Annotated in this window: 20 protein-coding genes and 3 pseudogenes; 11 read left to right on the forward strand and 12 right to left on the reverse strand. The window is 53.4% G+C overall.

Annotated features, from left to right (window positions below):
* Positions 1-3 precede the first annotated feature (3 nt).
* Positions 4-1,233, reverse strand: a complete 1,230-nt coding sequence (locus AMM48_RS19470) for an ABC transporter substrate-binding protein (RefSeq protein WP_181951595.1) — start codon at positions 1,231-1,233, stop codon at positions 4-6.
* Between the two features lie 216 nt (positions 1,234-1,449).
* Between AMM48_RS19470 and AMM48_RS19475 the strand changes: the two genes are divergently transcribed.
* The 3 genes from AMM48_RS19475 (at position 1,450) to AMM48_RS19485 (ending at position 3,363) form a co-directional block, all read left to right on the forward strand.
* Entirely contained in the window at positions 1,450-2,184 is a 735-nt protein-coding gene (locus AMM48_RS19475; RefSeq protein WP_102785432.1) for a TerC family protein, read from the forward strand.
* Positions 2,184-2,663 (forward strand): YbaK/EbsC family protein, encoded by a 480-nt coding sequence (locus AMM48_RS19480; protein WP_102785433.1) that lies wholly within the window; start codon positions 2,184-2,186, stop codon positions 2,661-2,663. Before AMM48_RS19475 ends, AMM48_RS19480 begins: the two co-directional genes overlap by 1 nt.
* Positions 2,664-2,790: 127 nt before the next feature.
* Complete coding sequence (locus tag AMM48_RS19485; RefSeq protein ID WP_102785434.1) at positions 2,791-3,363, forward strand: hypothetical protein; 573 nt, start codon at positions 2,791-2,793, stop codon at positions 3,361-3,363.
* Here the strand turns inward: AMM48_RS19485 and AMM48_RS19490 are convergent.
* On the reverse strand, positions 3,356-3,784 hold the full coding sequence (locus tag AMM48_RS19490; protein ID WP_102785435.1) for a flagellar FliJ family protein: 429 nt from the start codon (positions 3,782-3,784) through the stop codon (positions 3,356-3,358). The two genes, AMM48_RS19485 and AMM48_RS19490, sit on opposite strands and share 8 nt — an antisense overlap.
* Before the next feature lie 311 nt (positions 3,785-4,095).
* A pseudogene (gene fliI / locus AMM48_RS19495) lies at positions 4,096-5,418 on the reverse strand (flagellar protein export ATPase FliI); the annotation flags it as partial.
* A 416-nt stretch (positions 5,419-5,834) separates the two neighbouring features.
* Between fliI and AMM48_RS19500 the strand changes: the two are divergent.
* Positions 5,835-6,530 carry a response regulator transcription factor CtrA gene (locus tag AMM48_RS19500; RefSeq protein WP_102785437.1) on the forward strand — a complete coding sequence of 232 codons (696 nt, stop codon included), beginning with the start codon at positions 5,835-5,837 and terminating at the stop codon, positions 6,528-6,530.
* Positions 6,531-6,675: 145 nt separating this feature from the next.
* Here the strand turns inward: AMM48_RS19500 and AMM48_RS19505 are convergent, their stop codons facing one another.
* From AMM48_RS19505 to AMM48_RS19535, 8 genes and pseudogenes are all read right to left on the reverse strand, one after another.
* Positions 6,676-7,317, reverse strand: coding sequence for an isoprenylcysteine carboxylmethyltransferase family protein (locus AMM48_RS19505; RefSeq protein WP_102785438.1), 642 nt, complete (start codon positions 7,315-7,317; stop codon positions 6,676-6,678).
* 56 nt (positions 7,318-7,373) lie between these two features.
* Positions 7,374-8,819, reverse strand: a complete 1,446-nt coding sequence (locus tag AMM48_RS22530; RefSeq protein WP_102785439.1) for a protein-glutamate O-methyltransferase CheR — start codon at positions 8,817-8,819, stop codon at positions 7,374-7,376.
* Between the two features lie 6 nt (positions 8,820-8,825).
* Positions 8,826-9,392: pseudogene (locus AMM48_RS22415) on the reverse strand (chemotaxis protein CheB); the annotation flags it as partial.
* 780 nt (positions 9,393-10,172) lie between these two features.
* Positions 10,173-10,523: pseudogene (locus tag AMM48_RS22510) on the reverse strand (response regulator); the annotation flags it as partial.
* 73 nt (positions 10,524-10,596) lie between these two features.
* A complete protein-coding gene (locus tag AMM48_RS19520; protein ID WP_101301992.1) occupies positions 10,597-10,962 on the reverse strand; it encodes a response regulator in 366 nt (121 codons plus the stop codon).
* A gap of 85 nt (positions 10,963-11,047) precedes the next feature.
* Positions 11,048-11,554 (reverse strand): chemotaxis protein CheW, encoded by a 507-nt coding sequence (locus tag AMM48_RS19525; RefSeq protein ID WP_101301991.1) that lies wholly within the window; start codon positions 11,552-11,554, stop codon positions 11,048-11,050.
* Between the two features lie 16 nt (positions 11,555-11,570).
* Positions 11,571-14,246 (reverse strand): chemotaxis protein CheW, encoded by a 2,676-nt coding sequence (locus AMM48_RS19530; protein ID WP_102785441.1) that lies wholly within the window; start codon positions 14,244-14,246, stop codon positions 11,571-11,573.
* Between the two features lie 142 nt (positions 14,247-14,388).
* Positions 14,389-14,997 (reverse strand): histidine phosphotransferase family protein, encoded by a 609-nt coding sequence (locus tag AMM48_RS19535; RefSeq protein WP_102785442.1) that lies wholly within the window; start codon positions 14,995-14,997, stop codon positions 14,389-14,391.
* Positions 14,998-15,400: 403 nt separating this feature from the next.
* Between AMM48_RS19535 and AMM48_RS19540 the strand changes: the two genes are divergently transcribed.
* From AMM48_RS19540 to AMM48_RS19555, 4 genes are all read left to right on the forward strand, one after another.
* The gene (locus AMM48_RS19540) at positions 15,401-15,586 is read left to right on the forward strand and encodes a DUF3553 domain-containing protein (RefSeq protein WP_022731831.1); all 186 of its coding nucleotides are present in this window, start codon (positions 15,401-15,403) and stop codon (positions 15,584-15,586) included.
* 183 nt (positions 15,587-15,769) lie between these two features.
* Positions 15,770-16,588 (forward strand): hypothetical protein, encoded by an 819-nt coding sequence (locus AMM48_RS19545; RefSeq protein WP_102785443.1) that lies wholly within the window; start codon positions 15,770-15,772, stop codon positions 16,586-16,588.
* Positions 16,589-16,841: 253 nt separating this feature from the next.
* Complete coding sequence (moaA, locus tag AMM48_RS19550) at positions 16,842-17,840, forward strand: GTP 3',8-cyclase MoaA (RefSeq protein WP_244271320.1); 999 nt, start codon at positions 16,842-16,844, stop codon at positions 17,838-17,840.
* A 270-nt stretch (positions 17,841-18,110) separates the two neighbouring features.
* Entirely contained in the window at positions 18,111-18,644 is a 534-nt protein-coding gene (locus tag AMM48_RS19555; RefSeq protein WP_102785445.1) for a hypothetical protein, read from the forward strand.
* A 294-nt stretch (positions 18,645-18,938) separates the two neighbouring features.
* Here AMM48_RS19555 and AMM48_RS19560 read toward each other — a convergent pair whose 3' ends face one another.
* A complete protein-coding gene (locus tag AMM48_RS19560) occupies positions 18,939-19,433 on the reverse strand; it encodes a glyoxalase superfamily protein (protein WP_102785446.1) in 495 nt (164 codons plus the stop codon).
* A 314-nt stretch (positions 19,434-19,747) separates the two neighbouring features.
* On the opposite strand from AMM48_RS19560, the gene AMM48_RS19565 reads away from it, so the two are divergent.
* The 3 genes from AMM48_RS19565 to grxD all read left to right on the forward strand — a co-directional run bounded on the left by AMM48_RS19565 (position 19,748) and on the right by grxD (position 21,543).
* Entirely contained in the window at positions 19,748-19,981 is a 234-nt protein-coding gene (locus AMM48_RS19565; RefSeq protein ID WP_101301983.1) for a BolA family transcriptional regulator, read from the forward strand.
* Between the two features lie 226 nt (positions 19,982-20,207).
* Positions 20,208-21,116, forward strand: coding sequence for an EamA family transporter RarD (gene rarD / locus AMM48_RS19570; RefSeq protein WP_102785447.1), 909 nt, complete (start codon positions 20,208-20,210; stop codon positions 21,114-21,116).
* A gap of 91 nt (positions 21,117-21,207) precedes the next feature.
* Positions 21,208-21,543 (forward strand): Grx4 family monothiol glutaredoxin, encoded by a 336-nt coding sequence (grxD, locus tag AMM48_RS19575; RefSeq protein WP_022731825.1) that lies wholly within the window; start codon positions 21,208-21,210, stop codon positions 21,541-21,543.
* The last annotated feature ends 81 nt before the right edge of the window (positions 21,544-21,624 follow it).

Genomic DNA, 21,624 nt, shown 5'->3' on the forward strand with positions numbered 1-21,624 from the left:
CGATTACTGCACCACGCCATAGCGTTTCTGCCATTCGGTTTCGACCAAGCTCATCCAACTTGGATGGGGTTCGGGCAGAACCGTACCGCGTTCAGCCGGTGACAGGGATGCGATCCCAAGATCGAGGTTGGCAAAGGCGTTTTGCATATCGGCGGGCAGCTTATCCATCGCAAGGACGGTATCCGCCCCCCAATATTGCGGGTCCTGTTTGCGCAATTGTGCCTCGGGCGACATCAGAAAATCTGCCAGAACCACCGCACCAGCCTTGGCCGACGCGTTATAGGGAACGGCGACAAAGTTGGTATTGCCCAACGTGCCGGTGTCAAAGACATAGGACCGGACAGTATCGGGAAGCTCAAATGCCTCAATCGCCGAAGATACCTCGCCTGAGCTAAATGAAAACGCGATGTCGACTTCGTTATCGGCCAGAAGGGTGCGCATAGCCGCCCCGTTTTGCGGATAGGCCTGTCCATTGCGCCACAACAGCGGCTGTAAATCTTCAAGGTATCCCCAAAGTGGTGTCAGAACCTTTTGCGCGTCCACTTCGTCGGCAGGCTGCTGCAACACTTTCGGGTCGTCAACAACCTCGGTCAAAACCTGTTTGAGGAAGGTCGAACCCATATAGTTTGGTGGTTGTGGGTAGGTAAACCGTCCGGGATGTTTTGCCAGCCATTCAAGCAATGCCTGTGCTGATTTAGGCACGCTATCAAGCTTTGCCGTATCATAATAAAAACTGACCTGTGCCATCCCCCATGGGGCTTCAAGTCCATTGGTCGGGACGGTAAAATCATTGATCACGGTTGGCTTACCTTTGACATCGACATAGTCAAAGTTTGGCGTTTCCTCGACCCATGGACCAAACAGCAAATCATTGCGCTTCATCGCGGCAAAGTTTTCACCATTAATCCAGATCAGATCAACCGCACCGCCATCATCAACACCTGCGGTCTTTTCCGACAAGACCTTGGTCACTGCATCGGCAGTATCGGTCAATTTAACCTGAACAACCTCAACGCCATAGAGTTCAAGAACCTGACCACCAGCCCATGCGATATAATCATTGATGCGTGGTTCTCCGCCCCACGCGTGCCAATAAACGGTTTGCCCCCGCGCTTGTTCAAGAACCGATTGCCAATTTCCAACATCAGGTGCCGGGTCAGCAACAGCAGACATTGGCATCGACGCTGCGGCAATACTAGCTGCCACTGCAAAACCTGAAACGAAACTGCGCATCTTTGACCGCATCCTAAATGATCCCTTTGTCTGATAACCAACCGAACCGCAACACCCGCGACAGGCACGCCCGTTAGGTTAGCCGATTGTTTTTGTTATGGTCATTTTTTCAACACTCGGACGCCAAAAGCAATTCACGCTTGCGTTAGATGCTGTGCCCTCACATTTTATCTGCAATCGACCATGTGCCAATAATACCTGTTTGGGAAAAAAATCATGTTTGAATGGATCAGTGATCCTCATATGTGGATGGGTCTTGCGACCCTGACTGCGCTTGAAATTGTTCTGGGGATCGACAATATCGTTTTCCTGTCGGTCATTGTTTCCAAACTCCCGCAAAAACAGCAGGCTTCTGCGCGGCGGATCGGTCTTATTGGTGCCATGGGCATGCGGCTTGCGCTTCTGGCCTGCATTGCGTGGGTCATGGAACTCACCACCCCGCTGTTCTCCGCCTTTGGCAAAGAGATCAGTGGGCGTGATTTAATCCTGATTATCGGGGGGCTATTCCTGATTGCCAAGGCGTCCAAGGAAATCCATCACAGCATTGACGAACCCGAAGAACACGGTCCGGGGAAAATAATGTCGGGCTTTGCCATGACCATCGCACAGATCATGTTGCTCGATATCATTTTTTCACTCGACAGCGTGATCACAGCCGTTGGTCTGGTTGATCACATCTCAATCATGATGATTGCCGTGGTTTTGTCTGTTCTGGTGATGCTAGTCGCAGCTAAGACCATTGGAGAATTTGTCGAAAAGCATCCATCGGTCAAAATGCTTGCGTTGTCTTTTCTCATTCTGGTTGGTTTCGTGCTGTTGCTTGACGGGCTCGCAATCCACATCCCGAAAGGCTACATCTACTTCGCAATGGCATTTAGCCTATCGGTCGAGACGCTGAACCTTCTGAACAGGAAGCGAAAACTCAAACGCCGCGCGCAAGAGAGTACATAATGCAAAAAGTTGCTCCCCCTCAGTGTTTACAGAATGCCTTTGACGAACATGGTCTTGGCGATATCGATGTGTTCTCTTTTCCCGATGGCACCCATTCCGCCGCAGATGCTGCCGCCGCAATCGGATGTGACATCAGCGAGATCGGAAAATCACTGGTCTTCGTCACCGAGCCAGGACGACCGGTGCTGATCATCATGAACGGTGCCGATCAGGTCGATGAACACCGCGCAGCAGGCTTGATCGGCCTTCCAATTCGCAAGGCAACCGCACAGGAAGTCCGCGAACTGACTGGATATGCCATCGGCGGCGTGCCGCCATTTGGCCATGCCAAACCCGTTGAAACGCTGCTTGATCAAAAGCTTTTGACAAAAAAGACCATCTGGCTGGCCGCAGGCACGCCCAAAACCGTGTTTGCACTCGCACCAAATGAATTGCGACGGGTAACCGGGATCGAAACCGGGGTGGATATTGCCGCTTAAAACACCATCCCCAAAAACAGACAATATCTACTTGAGCGTGTATTAATTTTATCGTCTTCTTGTTTAGTGTTGCCAGATATCAACGGCATCATCCAAACCCAAACTTGGATATGAGGAAGACGATAAGATGAACTCTGCCATCAAGAAACTTGCCGCCGTCATTGGCTTGGCAATCTTAAGTGCCTGCGCGTCCCCTGCTGAATTTCAAAATATGACCGTCACAGAAGGCGTTGATACTGCGCAAGCAGAGACATCTTCATATCACGGGAACATTACCGTATCGCGCGTTAAAGGCGGTGAAGAAACCAACCCCATGTGGACCTCGGAAATCAGCAGTCAGGCTTTTGAAAAGGCCTTGATTGCTTCTCTTGAGAACACCGGTCTTCTATCAAAGCTCGAAGGCGATGCACCCTATGAACTGCGCGTAACCTTACTGGAAGTCGATCAACCGATCTTCGGTCTTGATTTGACCGTGAAGACGCTCATTCGGTATGAAGTTATCGACAAACAAAGTGGCAAAACCATTTTTGATCAGAATATCCCAGCTGATCACACCGCAACCTTTGGTGATTCACCCTTTGCAATTCAGCGGTTACGCCTCGCCAATGAAGGTGCTGCGAAAAACAATATAGCTACTTTCATTGACATGCTGATTGACAAGGAACCCGAACTTTCCGGGGAAAAGGTCGCGTCTACATAAGTCCGTCATCACGGGTGGCCGAACGCATGCCAATTTCGTCGAGTTCTTCCTGTTCTTTACGATCTTCTTCCGCGCGTTCGGCTTCTACCCGATTACGTTCTGCAATCTCGACCGTTTTCATGTCCTTAAAAGCATCTGCCACTTCCTCGCGAAAGGCGTCAATCTTGCGTTCCTGTTCGGCAATGTGCCCGTCCAATGCTTCGCGTTCGGCAATGACCGCATTGGCAAAACTGGCATAAGCAAACCCGACCAGTTCGGGATTCTCGGATGCTATTTTCTGTTCGGCAATCAGCGCCTGTGCGAGGGCTTCTTTTTCCGAAATCAGGTTTTCAAGCACCCCCATCATCTCGCCCAGCTCACGGCGCTTGTCATCAAGCGTCCATTTACGCATGCGCAATAGGGTTTTGAAATCCTTGGCCATGGCGCGTTACCTATGTCTGGTAAAACATGCGGTGTGCTGAATACTCATTCACCACCCCCGCCTTTGGCGTTATTTTGCTCGCGGCGAAGCGCCCGTTTGGCTTCGTTCAGGTCCTGCTCGTTCCCGCGATTGGAACTGCTGGTGACCTTGGAACGTGGTTCGCGGGGTTTAAGAATGGGTCCTGTTGACGGTGGCGGCGCGGGTGCGGCACCGGGCAACTCATTGGGTGCCATTTGCCCCGTTGCTGCGGGTCCACGGCCACCTGCCACACCATTTTGCGCCATCTGGGGCGCATCATCCTGCGGTGCGACCAGATCAAGGCGGCGCGCAAGATCAAGATACCCATCATTGAGCCGCATGCATTCTGTTTTGCGCTGTTTGAGGAATTCCTCAATCAAGGGGAAATAATGGATTGCTTCATCAACCTTTGGATCTGTTCCCTTTCGATAGGCGCCCAACCGGATCAATTCTGCCATATCGTCATAGGTTGCCAGCAACTGGCGGGCACGCGAAACGATCTGGTTTTCGCCCTCGGTGTTACAGCCGGGCATCGTACGCGAGACACTGCGCAGGATGTTAATCGCCGGATAACGGCCCTGCTCGGCGATAGAGCGGTCCAGAACCACGTGACCATCCAGGATACCGCGCACCGCATCTGAAATCGGCTCGTTATGATCATCACCATCCACCAGAACGGTAAACAGTCCGGTGATCGATCCCTGTCCCGGTCCACCGGGGCCAGCACGTTCCAACAAACGGGGTAATTCGGCAAATACGGTTGGGGTATAGCCCTTTGACGCGGGCGGTTCGCCGACCGACAGGCTGATTTCACGCTGGGCCATGGCAAAGCGGGTAACGGAATCCATCATACACAGCACATCACGCCCGACATCGCGGAAATATTCCGAAATCGCCATGGTCATATAGGCTGCCTGACGGCGCATCAATGGTGGCTCGTCCGAAGTTGCCACAACAACCACCGATCGACGCAATCCTTCTTCGCCCAGATCATCCTCGATGAATTCACGGGCTTCACGGCCACGTTCCCCAATCAACCCGACCACGGAAACATCGGATGTGGTATGGCGCGTCATCATCGACAGCAGGCTTGATTTACCAACGCCTGACCCGGCAAAAATGCCCATACGTTGCCCCCGGCAACAGGTCAGGAACGTATTCATCGCCCGAACGCCAAGATCAATCTTGCCCGCGACACGCTGGCGTGAATGGGCCGATGGCGGCATGTTGCGGATCGGATAGGCCTGTTGCCCCTCGCTCAGCGGTCCTTTGCCGTCAACCGGCTGACCAAATGCATTGACCACACGGCCAAGCCAGCTTTCATCGGGATAGACCTGCGGTTGGGTATCGGCCAGTTCAACTTCGCAGCCAATGCCGATCCCGTCCAGAATACCAAACGGCATCAACAGTGCGCGTTCATTGCGAAACCCGACGACTTCGCAGACGACGGCTTCGCCATCGCGACGCTTGACCTTACACCGGTCGCCGACAGACAGCGCGCCTTCAACACCACCGATTTCAACCAATAGACCCAAAACAGCGGTCACCCGCCCGACAACACGGTAATCGGGGATGCGGCGAAGATCTGCGATAATGTTGCGACCGATCTGGAACACGTTTAGGGGCTTTTCCGGTTACTGTTGCTTTTACTGGGCGTCATATCGACAGTGACCCGATATCAATCAGAATGACAATTGCCGGTTGGGGTGGCAAATCGAGCCGCGTCGTACCAAATATATAGGCATAATTGGCGTTAAAAAGCTGTGTATACGGAAAATTCGCAAAAAAAATCATTTGCGCCCCTTGTTGGTTAACGCCGCAAACCGTTGGGAAGTCTCGCATTCCGCCTCCGAGTCGCATTCGGAGATGAAAAAAAGTTAACAAGATCCGACTCGGCTGCTTGCCACGAGTCGCAAAGCAACGTATCGTTAACGGAATGGGATAAAATTTCCCGACCGACAATCGTTGGGGCGCTTGTCGAATAACCGGATAAACACGGACTTATTGCGGAACACGGTAACGGAGCAGAAACATGCGGGTGCTGCTGGTTGAGGATGACAACACCTATGCTGACAGCATTGAGCTGATGCTCAAGTCTGAAGGCATGGTAATCGATACAACCGACCTTGGCGAAGATGGCCTGGAGATCGGTAAGCTTTATGACTACGACATTATTCTGTTGGACCTGATGCTGCCAGATATTGATGGCTACGAGGTCCTCAGACGTTTACGCGATGCACGCGTCGACACCCCCGTTCTTATCCTTTCGGGGCTGACGGAAACCGAAGACAAGGTCAAAGGCCTTGGGTTCGGCGCTGATGACTATCTTACCAAGCCGTTCGAAAAAAGCGAACTTCTGGCACGCGTACAGGCAATTGTTCGCCGTTCACGTGGCCATGCCCAGTCGATGATTGCGACCGGAAAACTCAATGTGAACCTGGATGCTCGTACTGTCGATGTCGACGGATCACCACTGCATCTGACCGGTAAGGAATATGGCATTCTTGAATTGCTGTCGCTGCGTAAAGGCACGACACTGACCAAGGAAATGTTCCTCAACCACCTGTATGGTGGCATGGATGAGCCGGAACTCAAGATTATTGACGTTTTTGTCTGCAAACTGCGTAAGAAAATTCAGTCTGCAACCAAAGGCGACAACTACATCCATACGGTTTGGGGCCGGGGCTATGTCCTGCGCGATCCTGACACCAACAGCGCTGCGGCCTGATCTTGCCCTTTCCCAAAGCACGATGGTGCTGGGAAACGTTGCGCGAGTGCCCGTAATCAAAAAACGCCCCGGATCTGCACCGGGGCGTTTTTGTATCTGGACCATATTGCATTAGGCCCAAGATGGCCCCGAACTCCGACCGACTTTAGGGCAGATGAACAATCGGGTGAACGATCCCGCTTACCTGCAGCCAGTCGATCAATTCAAACAGTGGCACCACCATCAAAAACACCAAGCCATCACAAAGTGTCCGCCACAAAAGTTTGGGTCGAATATTAAGTGTTTCCATATCTTGCCATGCTGAAAACCGGGGCCCGAAACGCGGCACGTCAGCCTGATACGCAACAAACGCATTGCCAAAAATTTCAGCCAAGGCGCGTTCTTCACGCAGGATCACGGGTAAAAACACAGCAATAGCCACCAGAACAAACAACAGTGTCATCAAAAGACTGCCGGTCTGCGCACCAATCCCCGCCGCACCAATAAAACTGAAAACATAAAGCGGATTGCGACTGACTGAATAGGGTCCGCTATCGGTAAGTTCCTGAGCCTTTCGGCCACCGATATAAAGCGTGCACCATGCCCGCCCCAGAATGGCAATCGCAATCAAAAGCACCCCGGCGGTTTCAACAGCTTCATGGGTAAACATCCCCACAGCAGCATTTGACTGTATCAGGGGCAATGCCCCTATCATGAGGACAGAAAGGCAGCTGATCGCCAACTTACGACGACGTTGCAGATCAGTTAACGCCTTGCGCGGTGCTGCGGCAGTGGAAGAAGAAATCATATTCGTTTCCGACTTTCAGTTCATCACCGAACAGTCGGCAATGAACCGGCTGTCGGTTATTTTTTGTCGTCCGGTTTCCCGAAACGGGACCGATCATAGGTCGATGACGGGCGGGCCGTCCCGCCGGCACCACCTGTATTCCCCGTCCCGCTTGAGGGCCGCGGCGGCGTGCCACCGGCACCAGTACCGGTTGTACCGGTTCCTGCGGTGCCAAGCGGCCGACGATAGGTAGAACCCGTCGAACCAGTCCCGGACGTCCCTGTTGATCCCGGCCGTGCTGTAGAACCCGTACCAGTCGAACCTGACGGCTTACTGAACGAACTGCCTGTACCGGTTGTCCCGGTCCCAGATGGACGGGTGGTCGTGCCCGTCGTTCCCGGACGCGCCGTTGTTCCGGTTGTCCCTGTTGTCGTCGGGCGCGCTGTTGTACCAGCCGTACCTGTCGTACCGGCGGTGCCAAACGGACGTGCGGTCGTGGAACTTGTTGTGGGGCGGGTAGTTGTAGTTGTCGCGCCTGCCGTACCCGGTGCTGCCGGACGGGCAGCCGTCCCGGTCGCAGCACCTGCCGCCGTTTGCATATGTTTGGGCTTCTGGAAGGTAAGACCACCGGTTGCCGCACCACTTGATGCCGCAGCAGTCCCACCGGCCTGTGCTTTTTCAAGGGCTGTCAGATCAACTTCCGGTGCGCCCGGACGGTTGAGCTGATAAATACCGCGCTGACGTGCGAGCGGTTTGAACTTATCTGAAATACCCAGAACTGTTTCCGCACCACCAAGGAACAGGAAACCGTCATCTGGCATCAATGCCGAAACGCGGGCAAGAACATCGCTTTTGGTCGGTTGATCAAAATAGATCAACACGTTACGGCAATAAACGATATCGAACTGCCCCAGCGGACGGAAATCTTCCAGAAGGTTGAATTCCTTGTACTGAACCTTGGACCGGATATCGGCTGAAATCTGCCACTGGTCTTCTTTTTTCTGGAAATATTTGACCAGAAGATTGATCGGAAGGCCCCTTTGGACTTCGAACTGGGAATACATCCCTGCCCGTGCCTTGGTCAAAATCTCGCGCGAAATATCGGTTCCGATAATTTCAACACGCCACCCTGAAAGCTGACTTTTGAATTCATCCAAAATCATCGCCAGCGAATAAGGTTCCTGCCCCGAAGACGCCGCAGCACACCAGATGCGCAAATGACGTTTCGACGCACGCGCCTTGATCATGTGTGGCAGAACAACATGTCGGAACTGATCGAATGGTTTGGTATCGCGGAAAAAGAAGCTTTCATTGGTTGTCATCGCATCGACGACATCTTCAACCAGTTGGCGGTCGCCGCCACGCATGGCACCGATCAACTCGCCCAAATCTTTCATGCCGCGCTTACGCGCAATCGGCATCAGCCGGCTTTCGAGCAGATAAGTCTTGTCCTCACTCAGAACGAGCCCGGACTTTGACTTTATCAGTCTGCTTACGAAATCGAAGTCTTCCGGCTTCATCATTGTGGGTTAACGACCCCCCGCGAATTTTTTAATATAGGCCGCAATTCCGCCGACCGGCAGAACAGCAGAACAGATACCAGCATGCGCTGCTGCGCCCGGCATCCCCCATACAACACTGCTTTGTTCGTCTTGTGCCACAACCATTCCCCCGGCACCGACAACAGCACGTCCACCAAGCATACCATCCTGTCCCATTCCGGTCAGTATCGCGGTCAGAATATTTCCACCATAACTTTCAACGATACTGCGCAACATCGGATCGACCGACGGGCGGCAGAAGTTTTCTGGTGGATTTTGGTTCAGCTTGATATGGCGCGACGCACCGCGCCCTTCCACTGTCATGTGGTAATCACCCGGCGCAAGATAAACCTGTCCACCAACAATAGGCATCCCATTTTGACCTTCCTGACACTTAAGTCCAGTCAAGCGGGTAATATGTTCCGCCAAAATCGTCGTAAAGGTCGCAGGCATATGCTGGGTAATGAAGATTGGCTGACGCACACCGGCGAGCCCGCGCAACACTTCAAACAATGCTTGCGGCCCCCCGGTCGAACTGCCGATGGCAATCACTTCAACGTTCAGACGTTTTTCCGGCAACAACGATACGGCTTTACCGCCACCAACACGTGCCCGTGTCGGCGCAGGAGCAGAAGACCCGCGCGCTGTGTTTGGCCGTTGTTGTTTGGGTGCTGGCGCTCTTGCGGCCGGGGTTGCCGATGGCTTGGCCGGGGCTGGAACACTCGGCTTTCCGGGTATGGCCGGTTTGGCAACGGCAGCCCTGCCCGCCGTATTTCCGACAGCAATGGCAGCATCGCGAATAAGCCCCCCGGGATCACGCGGCGCACCTTGCACGCGCGGATTTCCCGGCACTGTCGCCGCACGCTGGCCCGGATCGACTGCGCGAGCAGACTGCGGTGATTGCGACGAAGGTGCAGGCTGGGCTGGTGTTTGCGGCGTTGGGCGCATTTGCACCTGTTGCGGACGCGGATGCTGCTGCATCGGACGCGGCCGCAATTCGGCGGTAAACCGTTTGCGCTGAATACGTCCGACTTTTTGCATCTGCTGATGCTCGACCGACATTTGAGCACGGAACGGTGCCTGATCCTTATCGTGCTTGTCATCCGAAGTAGGAGTACCGGCGGCCGCATCCTCCCCGGCTTCAGGATCTTGGGGTGCCTGTGGATCAGCCTCAACGGGGTGCTCCGCAGCCGCCTCTAATGCCGCGTCTTCCTCGGCACGGGCGAGAGCATGTGCTTCCTCGACTTCGAGCATCTTGCGACGCTGCTCGGCCCATGCCTTTACCTTGTCGAGAAGTTCGGCCCGGAAGCCTTCGCCGACATTGAGGTCTTTTGCTGAACTGGGCTTGGGAATGTAGTCAACCGCGCCAAGGGTCATTGCCTGAAAACTGATGTCGGCATTCCGCTTGGTCAGGGTGGAAGCCATGATCACCCGCACTGTCGGGTCAATTTCCAACAGTTTTGGCAAAGCCGTTAGCCCGTCCATCACCGGCATCTCGATGTCGAGAACCACGACCTCAATGCCACCGCCTTCCATGACCGCAAGGGCTTCTTCACCATTATTGACCGAGCCCACGACGTTGATTTCGTCGTCTTCGGCCATCATGCGTGTCACAAGCCCCCGCACAATCGCGGAGTCATCGACAATCAGGACTTTGTAAGGCGAATGGACAGGCACTTCTTCCACGTAGCAGCATCCCCGCTAGACTCTCAGGAGATCAAGGACAGATTGCCAAGACGGCAACATCAAAACAGGCGATCTAAATCAGACCAACCTGTTCAAATTTTGCCTGAATGATCTCGCTGTCGAACGGTTTCATGATGTACTCATTCGCACCGGCTGTGATGGCTTCCTGAATATGCTCCAGGTCGTTTTCCGTCGTGCAGAAGACAACCACCGGCTCATCCCCACCTGGGGATGCCCGAAGTTCTCGCAGGAAATCAATCCCGCTTTTGATCGGCATGTTCCAATCAAGCAGCACCGCGTCGGGCATATCTTCAAGGCACTTTTCAAGTGCCTCCTGACCATCGACTGCTTCAACAACCTCGAAGCTCATTTCTTCGAGGATGCGGCGCGCGACCATTCGGATGACTTTTGAATCATCGACGACGAGACAACTCTTCATCGACTTCCTTCTCGTGTTTCTAGGTCGTTAAGCCAAGAACGGCATCGCACCGGACGCATTAAGGCGCCCGGCACAGTATCCAAGATCAGACAGCCTGCTTTACTGCAGCATTAAAATCAAGCAGTCGCGTCACATCAAGAATAACCAAAAGCTTTTTATCCAGCCGGAAAATTCCATCGGAAAATTCCCGCCAGCGTGCATCAAGGGTTGCCGGGTTCTGTTCAAACGCCTTTTTAGGCACGCTGAGAACTTCTCCCACCTGATCAACCATCAAACTGTAAAGTTCGCCACCTTGATCAACAACGATGCTCATGCCCGGATCTTCGTCTTCCTTGTCACGAAGCCCCAAACGTTTGCGCACGTCAATTGCGGTAACGATACGCCCGCGCAGGTTCAGCGAACCCGCAACTTCGGGCGGTGCAAGTGGAATGCGCGTAATACGCTGCGGCCCCAAAACATCCTGAACCGTCAGAACCGGAATACCGAAAAGCTGTTTGCCGATATACGCGGTGACAAAATCCTTGGTGTCACCGCGAAGATCAAGAGCTGCCCCACGTTCATGGCTCGGGACAAGTGCCTTATTGTCACTCATTTGGAAAATCTCCCGATTAAATGGTGCTCAATGTCTGGATCAACGTCGAGACAAGCGCATCACGGTCAAATTTGGCCACATAATCGCTGAAGCCAACCTGGCGACCGCGCTCGAAATCTTCGTCTTTCGTATGCGACGACAGGGCAATGATCGGAGTCTCGCCCCAAAGCTCGTCATTCTGCAATGCTTCAGCAAACTCAAAGCCGTTCATACCGGGCATTTCGATATCACTGATGATCGCATCAAAGACTTCGCCACGGTTTTTAAGTTCCATGGCCTGCTCGGCATTTTCAAGTGCCGTCACACGGAACCCGGCAACCGAAAGCATCGGCGTCAGAAGGTTACGGAAGAACGGGCTGTCGTCAATCAGAAGAACACGCTTCTTCTCGCCACCATTTTCTTCGGTCCCGAACCAGTCACTAAAGGCCAGTTCAAGATAATACCCCGCATCGATCAGATCGGTTGCCTTGCCGTCAATCACGGCCGAGCCAACCAGACCATCCTGATCCGCCGTCAATTCAACATTCAGCACGTCATCGACGATATCAACAATCTCGTCGACCACAAGACCCATGGTCCGTTCGCGATCCTGGAAGACAAGGGTCGGCTGGCGACCTTCGGTCTTCATCTGATAGCCACCGTCAATAAAGACCAGCGGCATCAGCTTGCCACGATACTGAACCAGCGGACGGCCGTTGGAATGCTCGATGTTCTCGACATCGATTTCCTCAAGACGCGCCACCAGTGCAAGCGGCACGGCGCGAACTTCATTGCCCCCGGCCCGGAACACCAGCATCGAGGTGGTTTCACCATCAGACGCATCGGCTTTGGCCTTGCCTTCAACACCTTGCGAATCCCCAACGGTGATTTCGCCGGTGCGGTTGGCAATGCCGTTCGGGTCAAGGATCATGATCACGCTACCATCGCCAAGGATGGTATTGCCCGAGAACAGCGACAGATCACGCAGGATCGGTGCAACCGGTTTAACCACGATTTCCTCGGTGTCAAACACGCGGTCAACAATAATACCGAATGAATATGTTCCGACCTGAGCAACAACGATGAAGGCTTCTTCATCAACCCCGTCATCGGCCTCTTCGGTGGTATCAAGCCCAAGAATTTTCTTCAATGTGACCAGCGGAAGAAGACGATTGCGCAGACGCAACACCGGGGTGTCGTGAATGCGTTCGATGGAATGTTCGGAATTGTTCGATGCGCGAACAAGCTCCAGAACGCTGATCTGCGGGATGGCGAAACGTTCGCCACCACTTTCAACGATCAGGGCCGAAACAATCGCCAGGGTCAGTGGGATTTTGATGATAAAGGTCGACCCACGGCCTTCGACCGATTTCAGTTCAACCGTACCACCGATTTTTTCGATGTTGGTACGAACAACATCCATACCCACACCACGTCCCGAAACCGATGTGACTTTTTCCGCAGTCGAGAAACCGGCTTTGAAAATGAACTGCTGGATCTGCTGGTCGCCCATGCTTTCCAGCTCACTCTCGGTCGCCAGACCGTTGGTGATGGCTTTGGCCTTGATCCGTTCAAGGTTCAACCCACGACCATCATCGGAAATCTCGATGATGATGTGACCACCCTCGTGATAGGCGTTCAGCGTGACCGTACCGGTTTCAGGCTTGCCAACTTCACGACGACCCGGAATGTCTTCCAAGCCATGGTCGGCAGAGTTCCGCACCATGTGAGTCAACGGATCCTTGATAAGCTCAAGCACCTGACGGTCAAGTTCCGTATCGGCACCGATCATCTGCAGATCGATTTTCTTATTCATCTCAAGGGCAAGGTCGCGAACAATACGCGGCAACTTGGCCCAGGCATTGCCGATTGGCTGCATACGGGTCTTCATCACGCCTTCCTGAAGGTCGGTCGTGATATGTGACAGGCGCTGCAACGGCACGGTAAATTCGCTGTCATCCTTGCCGCGCACCATCTGCAAAAGCTGGTTACGGGTCAGGACAAGCTCGGAAACCAGCGTCATCAGGTTTTCAAGCAATTCGACGTTCACGCGGATCGTCTGGGCCGCAACCGAACTTTCCTTGACTTCGGCACGGGGTGCTTCGGCTTTCGGACCGGCTGCCTTGGCAGGTTTGGCCGGGGCGACTTCCTGTGATTTGGCAGCAGCCGGCGGAGCCGCCGCAGGTGCAGGTGCTTCTGGTTCGGCAACTTCCGGGTCGACTTCCGTCGCGTCAAAGATGGCCTGCAAACGTTCGTCGTCAGTCATCTCAGGCGCGTCATCGGCAGGCGCTTCTTCAACAGCCGCCGCCGGTGCAGCGTCCCCGCCCATGATCGTGCCGGTATCGGCAAAATGGTTCAGGCGCGCAATCAGATCGGCGTCATTGCCGTCCGGCTCTGCTTCGTTCTGTTCAAGCTCACCGAGCAAATATTTAATGGTATCGATGGATTCCAGCACCAGCGTCACCGCAGGCGGTGTCACAATCAGCTCGCCATCACGGATTTTCCCCAGCACGTTCTCGCCCGCATGCGCAACAGCTTCCAGTCGCGGCAGGCCAAGAAATCCGCACGTCCCTTTGATGGTATGCACCAAACGGAAAATGTTGGACAAAATATCAGGATCATTCGGGTTCTGTTCAAGCTTCACCAGCTCGACGTCAAGCGTCGAAAGGCTTTCCGAAGTCTCGGTCAGAAATTCACTTAAAAGATCGTCCATATACCCCCTCCAAAACTCCAACAATCAACCGTTTGCCGGAACCGGAACTCCCATTAATGCCCAAACAGCAAGAAACACACATTACGTCGGTTACTTACGTAGAAGCTACCACAACGGATTACCAGACCCGCAGGTCAATTTTTTATACATAGATCAATGCAATATTTGCTTCCTGTTGCAAGACCGAAAGCGCCCCGCCGGAACGTTTCGCCAGGTTTCTGACGAAAAACCCATGCACAGTGCGCGGATCAAGCTCATCTGCAGATACTTCGTTTTCAAGTACATTCATCACTTCGGCACGTAATGCCGCGCGTTTGCCTTCTGCACGGACCGTTGTGCGACCACCGGAGTCGTGCGTAACAGAGATTGCCCCACCGAACGGCAATGCCTCACGGGCCAGCATGACCATATTCAAAACAACACGTCCATGCGATGGATCAAATGCAAGGTCCTGCCAATCAAGCGTCACCTTGCCTTCCGCCTCATAAGCATGGCGCGCAGCATCGCGCATCGAGGCGGTATCAACACTGTTGCCCGCCCGACCAAATGCCAGACGAAACAATTGCAGGCGCCGTGCTGCTTCAAGCCCGCTTTTACGCATCAATTCCAGTGCTTCGTCATCGGAAACACCTTCTTCGCCCATCAGTTCGGCCCCGGCATTTACCGCACCAACCGGCCCGACAAGGTCATGACAAATGCGCGAACTGATCAACTCGATCAGCGTCATCTCAAGGGCGATGTCATTATCCATTGCGGCGGTACTCCAAGGTGTTTTTTTCTGTTCACCGCATTGCGTCCCCAAACACAATGCCCGTTTCCATAACCGGTCACGACGGACACACGACCTGCTACGAAGCGCCAAGATTGCCCCTGATATGTTAAGAGCTTATTTAGCCAATGCGAAATTTACAGCTTGATAGGTTGAACGCATCCTGCATTCATCAAGATCATCGCAGTTGATAACCGGCCCATCCCCGACGCCGCACTACCCGGCAAATTTTGCCGCCCAGACGTCAAACGCCCCAAACGGTGCAAGTCGTGCTTGCCTGTTTGGGCAATCTGCATTTTCATCATACCCTGATTTATGCGTTGATTTGTGTCCCCGGCATGATGAGCCTATATAGAAACCATAGACACGGCAGACAGAGTACCCCATGGATTTTTTGCTAACACCCGGCACCATCGTTCGCCATCCCAATCAACCCGATTGGGGATTGGGCCGCATTCAGGCCGTTGATGGGGATCGCATCGCGGTTAATTTCGAAGAAGCCGGGCGTCAGATTATTCGCCCGCGCCATGTGGTTCTGGAAATCGTCGAGGCGGCAATCGATTACGAATAAGACCGCACCGATCCGGATCGCCACATTTGGGCACATTATAAAGCCCTGATTACGCTGCCGCTTGGCATGTGAATTGCTGACACTAAATTATTAATGAATTCCGCGTATTAAATGGGCTTATTCTGACAAGATAAATGCACCATTCATCTGCGCAACCGTCTTAACCGAGGTCTGGACAGCTTTATGATTGCAGTCAACAAACCACCACGTGACAGCTTTAAGCAGCGCCACCACGTCGCCGCCTTTTCTGTGCTGGAACATTTTGCCCAAGGGCTGGTCCATCATGCCCGCGACCACGGCGGTGTGCTTACCGAAGAACAAATTCTAAAAGCCGTCGACGGCCTTCGCGATCAGGAAAACCTGTTTGACGGGGCATGGTCCGTGCTCGAAAGCGACATGGAATCGCTCAAGGCCCGCGAAAAGGCTGCGGTACGCCACGATCCATTCGGCCGCCTTTTGGTCAGCCGTTTTGAATACCTTCTGGAAGGTGGCGAAGCTGGTGACCTTGAACACGGTGCATTGTCGCGCAGCATCCTGCAGCCCTTCTTCAAGGTCATTCGCATGATGGTCGGCATGGATATGCTTCAGGAAATTGACGGTGAAATTCACGCCATCATCGAAGCCCACGCCGACGAAGACGATGAACTGCGTGATCCGACCGAATATTGGGAACATCTGGCCAAGGAACCTGCTGTTGCGTTACGCATCAATCTGGTCTTTGCCCGCATGGCCCTGCATTTCAAGGATTACGAACATCGCAAAAAATGGCTGATGCAGCTGGTCAACGACAACCTGCCGTCAGGTAGCGGCAATTGGACTTTCACGGAAACCCATTGCATTCTGATGCTCCATGCCCTGTTCCGCGATGTGCGCAAAACCCTTGCTGTGCCGGAACATTCGGCTGAACTGGTGGCAAAGCTTGGCAGCGAAAATGTTGCGACCTTGCGTACCGTGGTTAAGGCGATTGATAACGACTATGCCGCGCTCAAAAAAGCAGGCTAACGCCATTTGACGCGCGCCAAGGCAAAACGGCCGTTACCCCACGGTTACCCGCAAACAGCTTACAAAAACCGCGTCCGATATGTCGGGCGCGGTTTTTTCGTCCCCGTGTCGTGTGGTATATGATGATATCCCACCTGACGGAAAGGTGATCGGACGCGATTGAAACAGACTGGTCAAAACCCGGTCTGCTATGCAACAGTCAACGTCCCAAATATCGTATTTTGAACCAACGAACAGTGCTGAGCCCCAAGCCATGACAATACCGCTGATCGATAAGTATGGCCGCCATGTTTCCTACCTGCGCGTTTCGGTAACCGATCGCTGCGATTTCCGCTGCACCTATTGCATGGCGGAAAACATGACGTTCCTGCCAAAGTCCGAGGTTCTCTCGCTCGAAGAACTCGATCAGCTCTGCACGGCCTTTATCAATCGCGGTGTGCGCAAATTGCGCCTGACCGGTGGTGAACCACTGGTGCGGCGTGGCATCATGGATTTGATTGCTGATTTGTCGCGCCATCTTAAAACCGGCGCGCTCGATGAATTGACCATGACTACCAACGGCAGTCAGCTTGCGACCTATGCCGATGATCTGGCCCGGCTTGGCGTCAAACGGCTTAACATCTCGCTTGATAGCCTTGATTCACAGAAATTCACCGAAATCACCCGCCGTGGCCGCCTTGAACAGGTGCTGGCCGGGCTTGAAGCCGCCAAACAGGCTGGCATTCACATCAAGATCAATACCGTCGCCCTTCGCAATTTCAACGAAGACGAAATGTCACGCCTTGTCGCGTGGTGTGGCAAAGAAGGATTTGATCTGTGTTTGATCGAAACCATGCCGCTTGGCGACATTGATGGCGACCGCACAGAACAATATTTGCCGCTAACCGTGGTCCGCGAACGGTTGGAGCAGGAATACACCCTGATCCCGTCCGAATACGTCACCCCCGGCCCGGCCCGCTATACCACCGTTGCCGAAACCGGCGGACGTCTGGGCTTTATCACGCCGCTGACCCATAACTTCTGCGAAGGCTGCAACCGCGTGCGTGTGACCTGCACCGGCACGCTTTACATGTGTCTGGGTCAGGAAGACCACGTTGATCTGCGTGCGGCCCTGCGCACCGGCGATCCACGCGCCCTCAATCAAATGCTGGATGCCGCCATGGTCCTCAAACCCAAGGGCCATGATTTCGTCATCGACCGCAAAGGTCAAAAACCCGCCGTCGGGCGTCATATGAGTATGACGGGGGGATAGGCGATTTTATATTCAGAAGATGATGAGCTTTTCTTTGACGGCGCTACAGCAGTCAGGGACGGCTTCGTTGTCAAATATTCGCCGCCAATAGGTGAAGCTAAATTTGCAGCAATATACCTGACGTTTGAAAATCGCGATATAGCTCCTGATTCTCTGCTAAGAAATGAAGCAACTTATTGGCTTGAGCGATACAATGTTCCGCTGATGTGCTTTGCTGAAAACATTGATGGCGATGCGGTATACTGCGAGAATTCCGAATCAGGACCTTTAATGGCGTGGATTTCTCACGACGAGCGCAAGGTCGTTTTCTCTTTTGACAGCTCCCAATTTAACACCGCCTGTGAAAATTCACCTACTCAAAATTGGAAAGTCGTATTCAGTGACATTCCGTACAGAACAAGAGGCGAAGTCAGAGAGCAAGTTGACAAAGAATGGCGCAGAAGAGGCATTTTCTACCGGCTGATCAAGACGCATTGGTTCTTTAAAGCTTCTGTCGTTCCGATAGGTTACATAATATTCGAATTTTTAGGCCCAGAGTGGGTATCTATCTTAGCTCTGATCTATGCCATTTGGCGCTCGATAACGGATGGATACCGGGTATGGAGGCCAAAACCAAAAACTAACAAGCAAGTCGAAAAAGATGAGATTGAGCGGAAAAAAGAACACTACTTCTACCACTGCGAGCTCAACCCTGAGGGCTTCAACAAATTGCGAAACGAAAACTTTGGGAGAAGCATCAAAGAGGACAATCAAGCCAGAATTGCCAAAATAAAAGAAAAGCACATCTCGACAAAACGCGATTGAAGACTCTTTTTTCAACAGATGGGATGCGCAGTTGCGACAATCACTAGCATCCGAAACCGGTCACCGGAACTGTCGTATTTGGCGCCTGCAGCTTAGCGTGCAACACACACTTTCCCCACCCGGTTCGTTGGCTGAACCGCAATAAAGATGGGTTTCTTTAGGCAGGATAGGTCCGGCGAAGCATTTGTTTTTTCAGCGTCATGTCGGAAGCAAGCGTAATCACAAAGAAATAGGCTCCGGCAACTTTTGGAAGCTGCCGGAGGGTTTCATCGTGCATGTCTGTGACAAACGTGTTCACACGCTATCAGCATCACGCAGCAACAAATCAATCGAAAGCCCCGGACCAGACCTGCCATTGGTCAGGACCGGCTCGCAATGTTCGTTGATCCGTGACGCAATGCGTTGGCGATAGCCACTAAAGCGTTTGGATTCCACCACATCAACCGGTTCATCAAGATGCACCTCGACGCGAAACACGCCGCCAACCGGTGTGGCGGTCACACTGCGGATTAATCCGGTGACCGCGTGGCCAAGGTATGATCCGGCAAATCGTTTACCAATGCCAAGATCGGCGACATTGGTCGGGATGTTACGCCGTGCCATGGCGATGGCCGTGTTCCAGTCACGATACCCATGACTTTGCGCCAACAGTTCAAGCGAGCTGGCATGCGAGATTGAGACATCACGTGCGGCCAGGGCTTTGCGCAGGCGTTTTGCCTGTGCCTTGAACTGTTCGGTGGCATCCGTGTCGATATCGGCACGGCTAATATTTAAGGTATTTGAAGTCATTCATCGTCTCCATACAGGAGGCCGGGCGTCCGCGTTGCCGGGCCGTTGCCTGATCTGGAAACGGGTCCGATACATTTCATCTGCGTCACTTTACCAAAGGCATAAACCTTGCGGACGGCGGGTGTGCGCAACCCTGTTTCGCTGTTTAGCCAATTATCGCGGGCAACACAAGCATTAGCGCATCTTCAACCAATGATGCTTAATCGATGCTGCGCAGAAATTGACAGCGCCGGGGGCAACAACATATACCAAACAAAACAAGTCCCTTCGAATTGGCTTATTTGCCATTCGATCTATCATAAGGAATAAACGCCATGGCCATGGAAGCCTATGAAATTGAAAGCATGATCAAGGAAGCACTGCCCGATGCACAGGTTCGCATCGAGGATTTGCGCGGCGATGGCGATCATTATGCGGCAATTGTTGTCTCTGAGCAGTTCCGCGGCAAAACCCGCGTGATCCAGCATCAGATGGTCTATTCCGCGCTTAAGGGCAAAATGGGCGGCGATCTGCATGCGCTGGCGCTGCAGACATCGGCCCCCGACTAATCGTCTAAACCACCGCCACCGCCACTGCCACCACCATCGTCGACATGACGAAGATTTTCGACATCTGCCCACGCCACCATGACCGGGCCTATGTCAGACGCTTACGGGCGCCGGATACAGTTCGGCGCCCTTCGTCTTGAAGCTCGACCAAACCTGCGTACCCATCCCGGCCGACCGTTGTTGCCAGCCGGACACAGCCCCATTAACGGATCACGGCCCAACACCCATGTCATCAACCGAAAAACCAGCATTAGTCGGCGCAGGCCCCCTCGCCGGACTTGGCGCTTTTGTCATCTGGGGCACCTTTGGCCTGTATTTCAAACTGGTCGGCTTTGCCGGGCCGCTTGAAATCCTCTCCCATCGTATCGTCTGGTCAGCGGCCCTGACCCTGATTCTGGTGTTTGCACTGGGAAAGCGCAAACAGCTGTGGGCGTTGATTTCATCATCCAGAACACTTGGCTTGCTGTTTCTCAGCAGCCTTCTGGTGGCGGGAAACTGGGTGATTTACATCTGGGCGATCAATAGTGGCAACGCGCTTGAGGCCAGCCTTGGCTATTACATCATGCCGTTGGTCATGCTTATTCTGGGGCGGATTTTCTTTGGCGAAAAGCTCAACCGGATTCAGATGCTATCGGTGGCGATTTGCACCGTCGGGGTTTTGAACCTTCTGGTGTTTTATGGCCACCTGCCATGGATTGCGCTCAGCCTGTCTACCCTGTTTGCCTTTTACGGTGTGATCCGCAAATTTGTGCCCGCCGATCCGATTGCCGGTCTTTTTGTTGAATGCGCTCTGCTTACACCGGCCTCCCTGATTTATTTGGTCTGGCTGCAACGCCACGGTGAATTGGCATTTGGCAATATCGGAATTGAACAGGACGCACTGTTGATCGGGCTTGGCATCTGCACGACGATCCCGCTTGTGCTGTTTGCCTTTGCCGCACGCAATATGAAGTTTTCCGCCCTTGGTCTGATGCAGTACCTCAACCCGACGATACAGTTCATCATCGCGGTCATGGTCTTTGGCGAGGCTTTCACCACAGCCCACATGGTGACATACACCTTGGTTTGGATCGGACTTGGCGTTTACAGCTGGGATAACCTGCGCACAGCACGCCAAAATCGCCGCAAGAGTTGACAGAACCGCAGGTTCCAGCCATATCTTCGACCATAAAGTTTAACTATTCCCGCGGCGGAAAAATCCCCGCCCAAAGCCAAGGACAATCATTATGACCGACAATCCGGTTTTCGAGCGTATCCAGAAGGACATCAACGATAACGATATCGTCGTGTTCATGAAGGGGACTGCGATGTTCCCGCAGTGTGGTTTCTCTGCTGCTGTGGTTCAAGTCATGGCAGAACTTGGTGTTCAGTTCAAAGACATCAACGTTCTGGTTGACCCGGCAATCCGTCAGGGCATCAAGGACTTTTCAAACTGGCCGACCATTCCGCAGCTTTACGTCAAGGGCGAGTTCCTTGGTGGCTGCGACATCGTCCGTGAGATGTTTGCATCGGGCGAATTGGCCCAGCACCTCAAGGAAAAGGGCGTTGCGGTCGCTGCCTAAGGCACCTAACCGGCATCCCAAAGAATTTAAAACGCGCTGTGCTTTGGCCAGCGCGTTTTTTCATGGATGCATGTCGCCAAT

This window comes from Thalassospira sp. GB04J01 (assembly GCF_000751115.1).
Classification (GTDB): domain Bacteria; phylum Pseudomonadota; class Alphaproteobacteria; order Rhodospirillales; family Thalassospiraceae; genus Thalassospira; species Thalassospira lucentensis.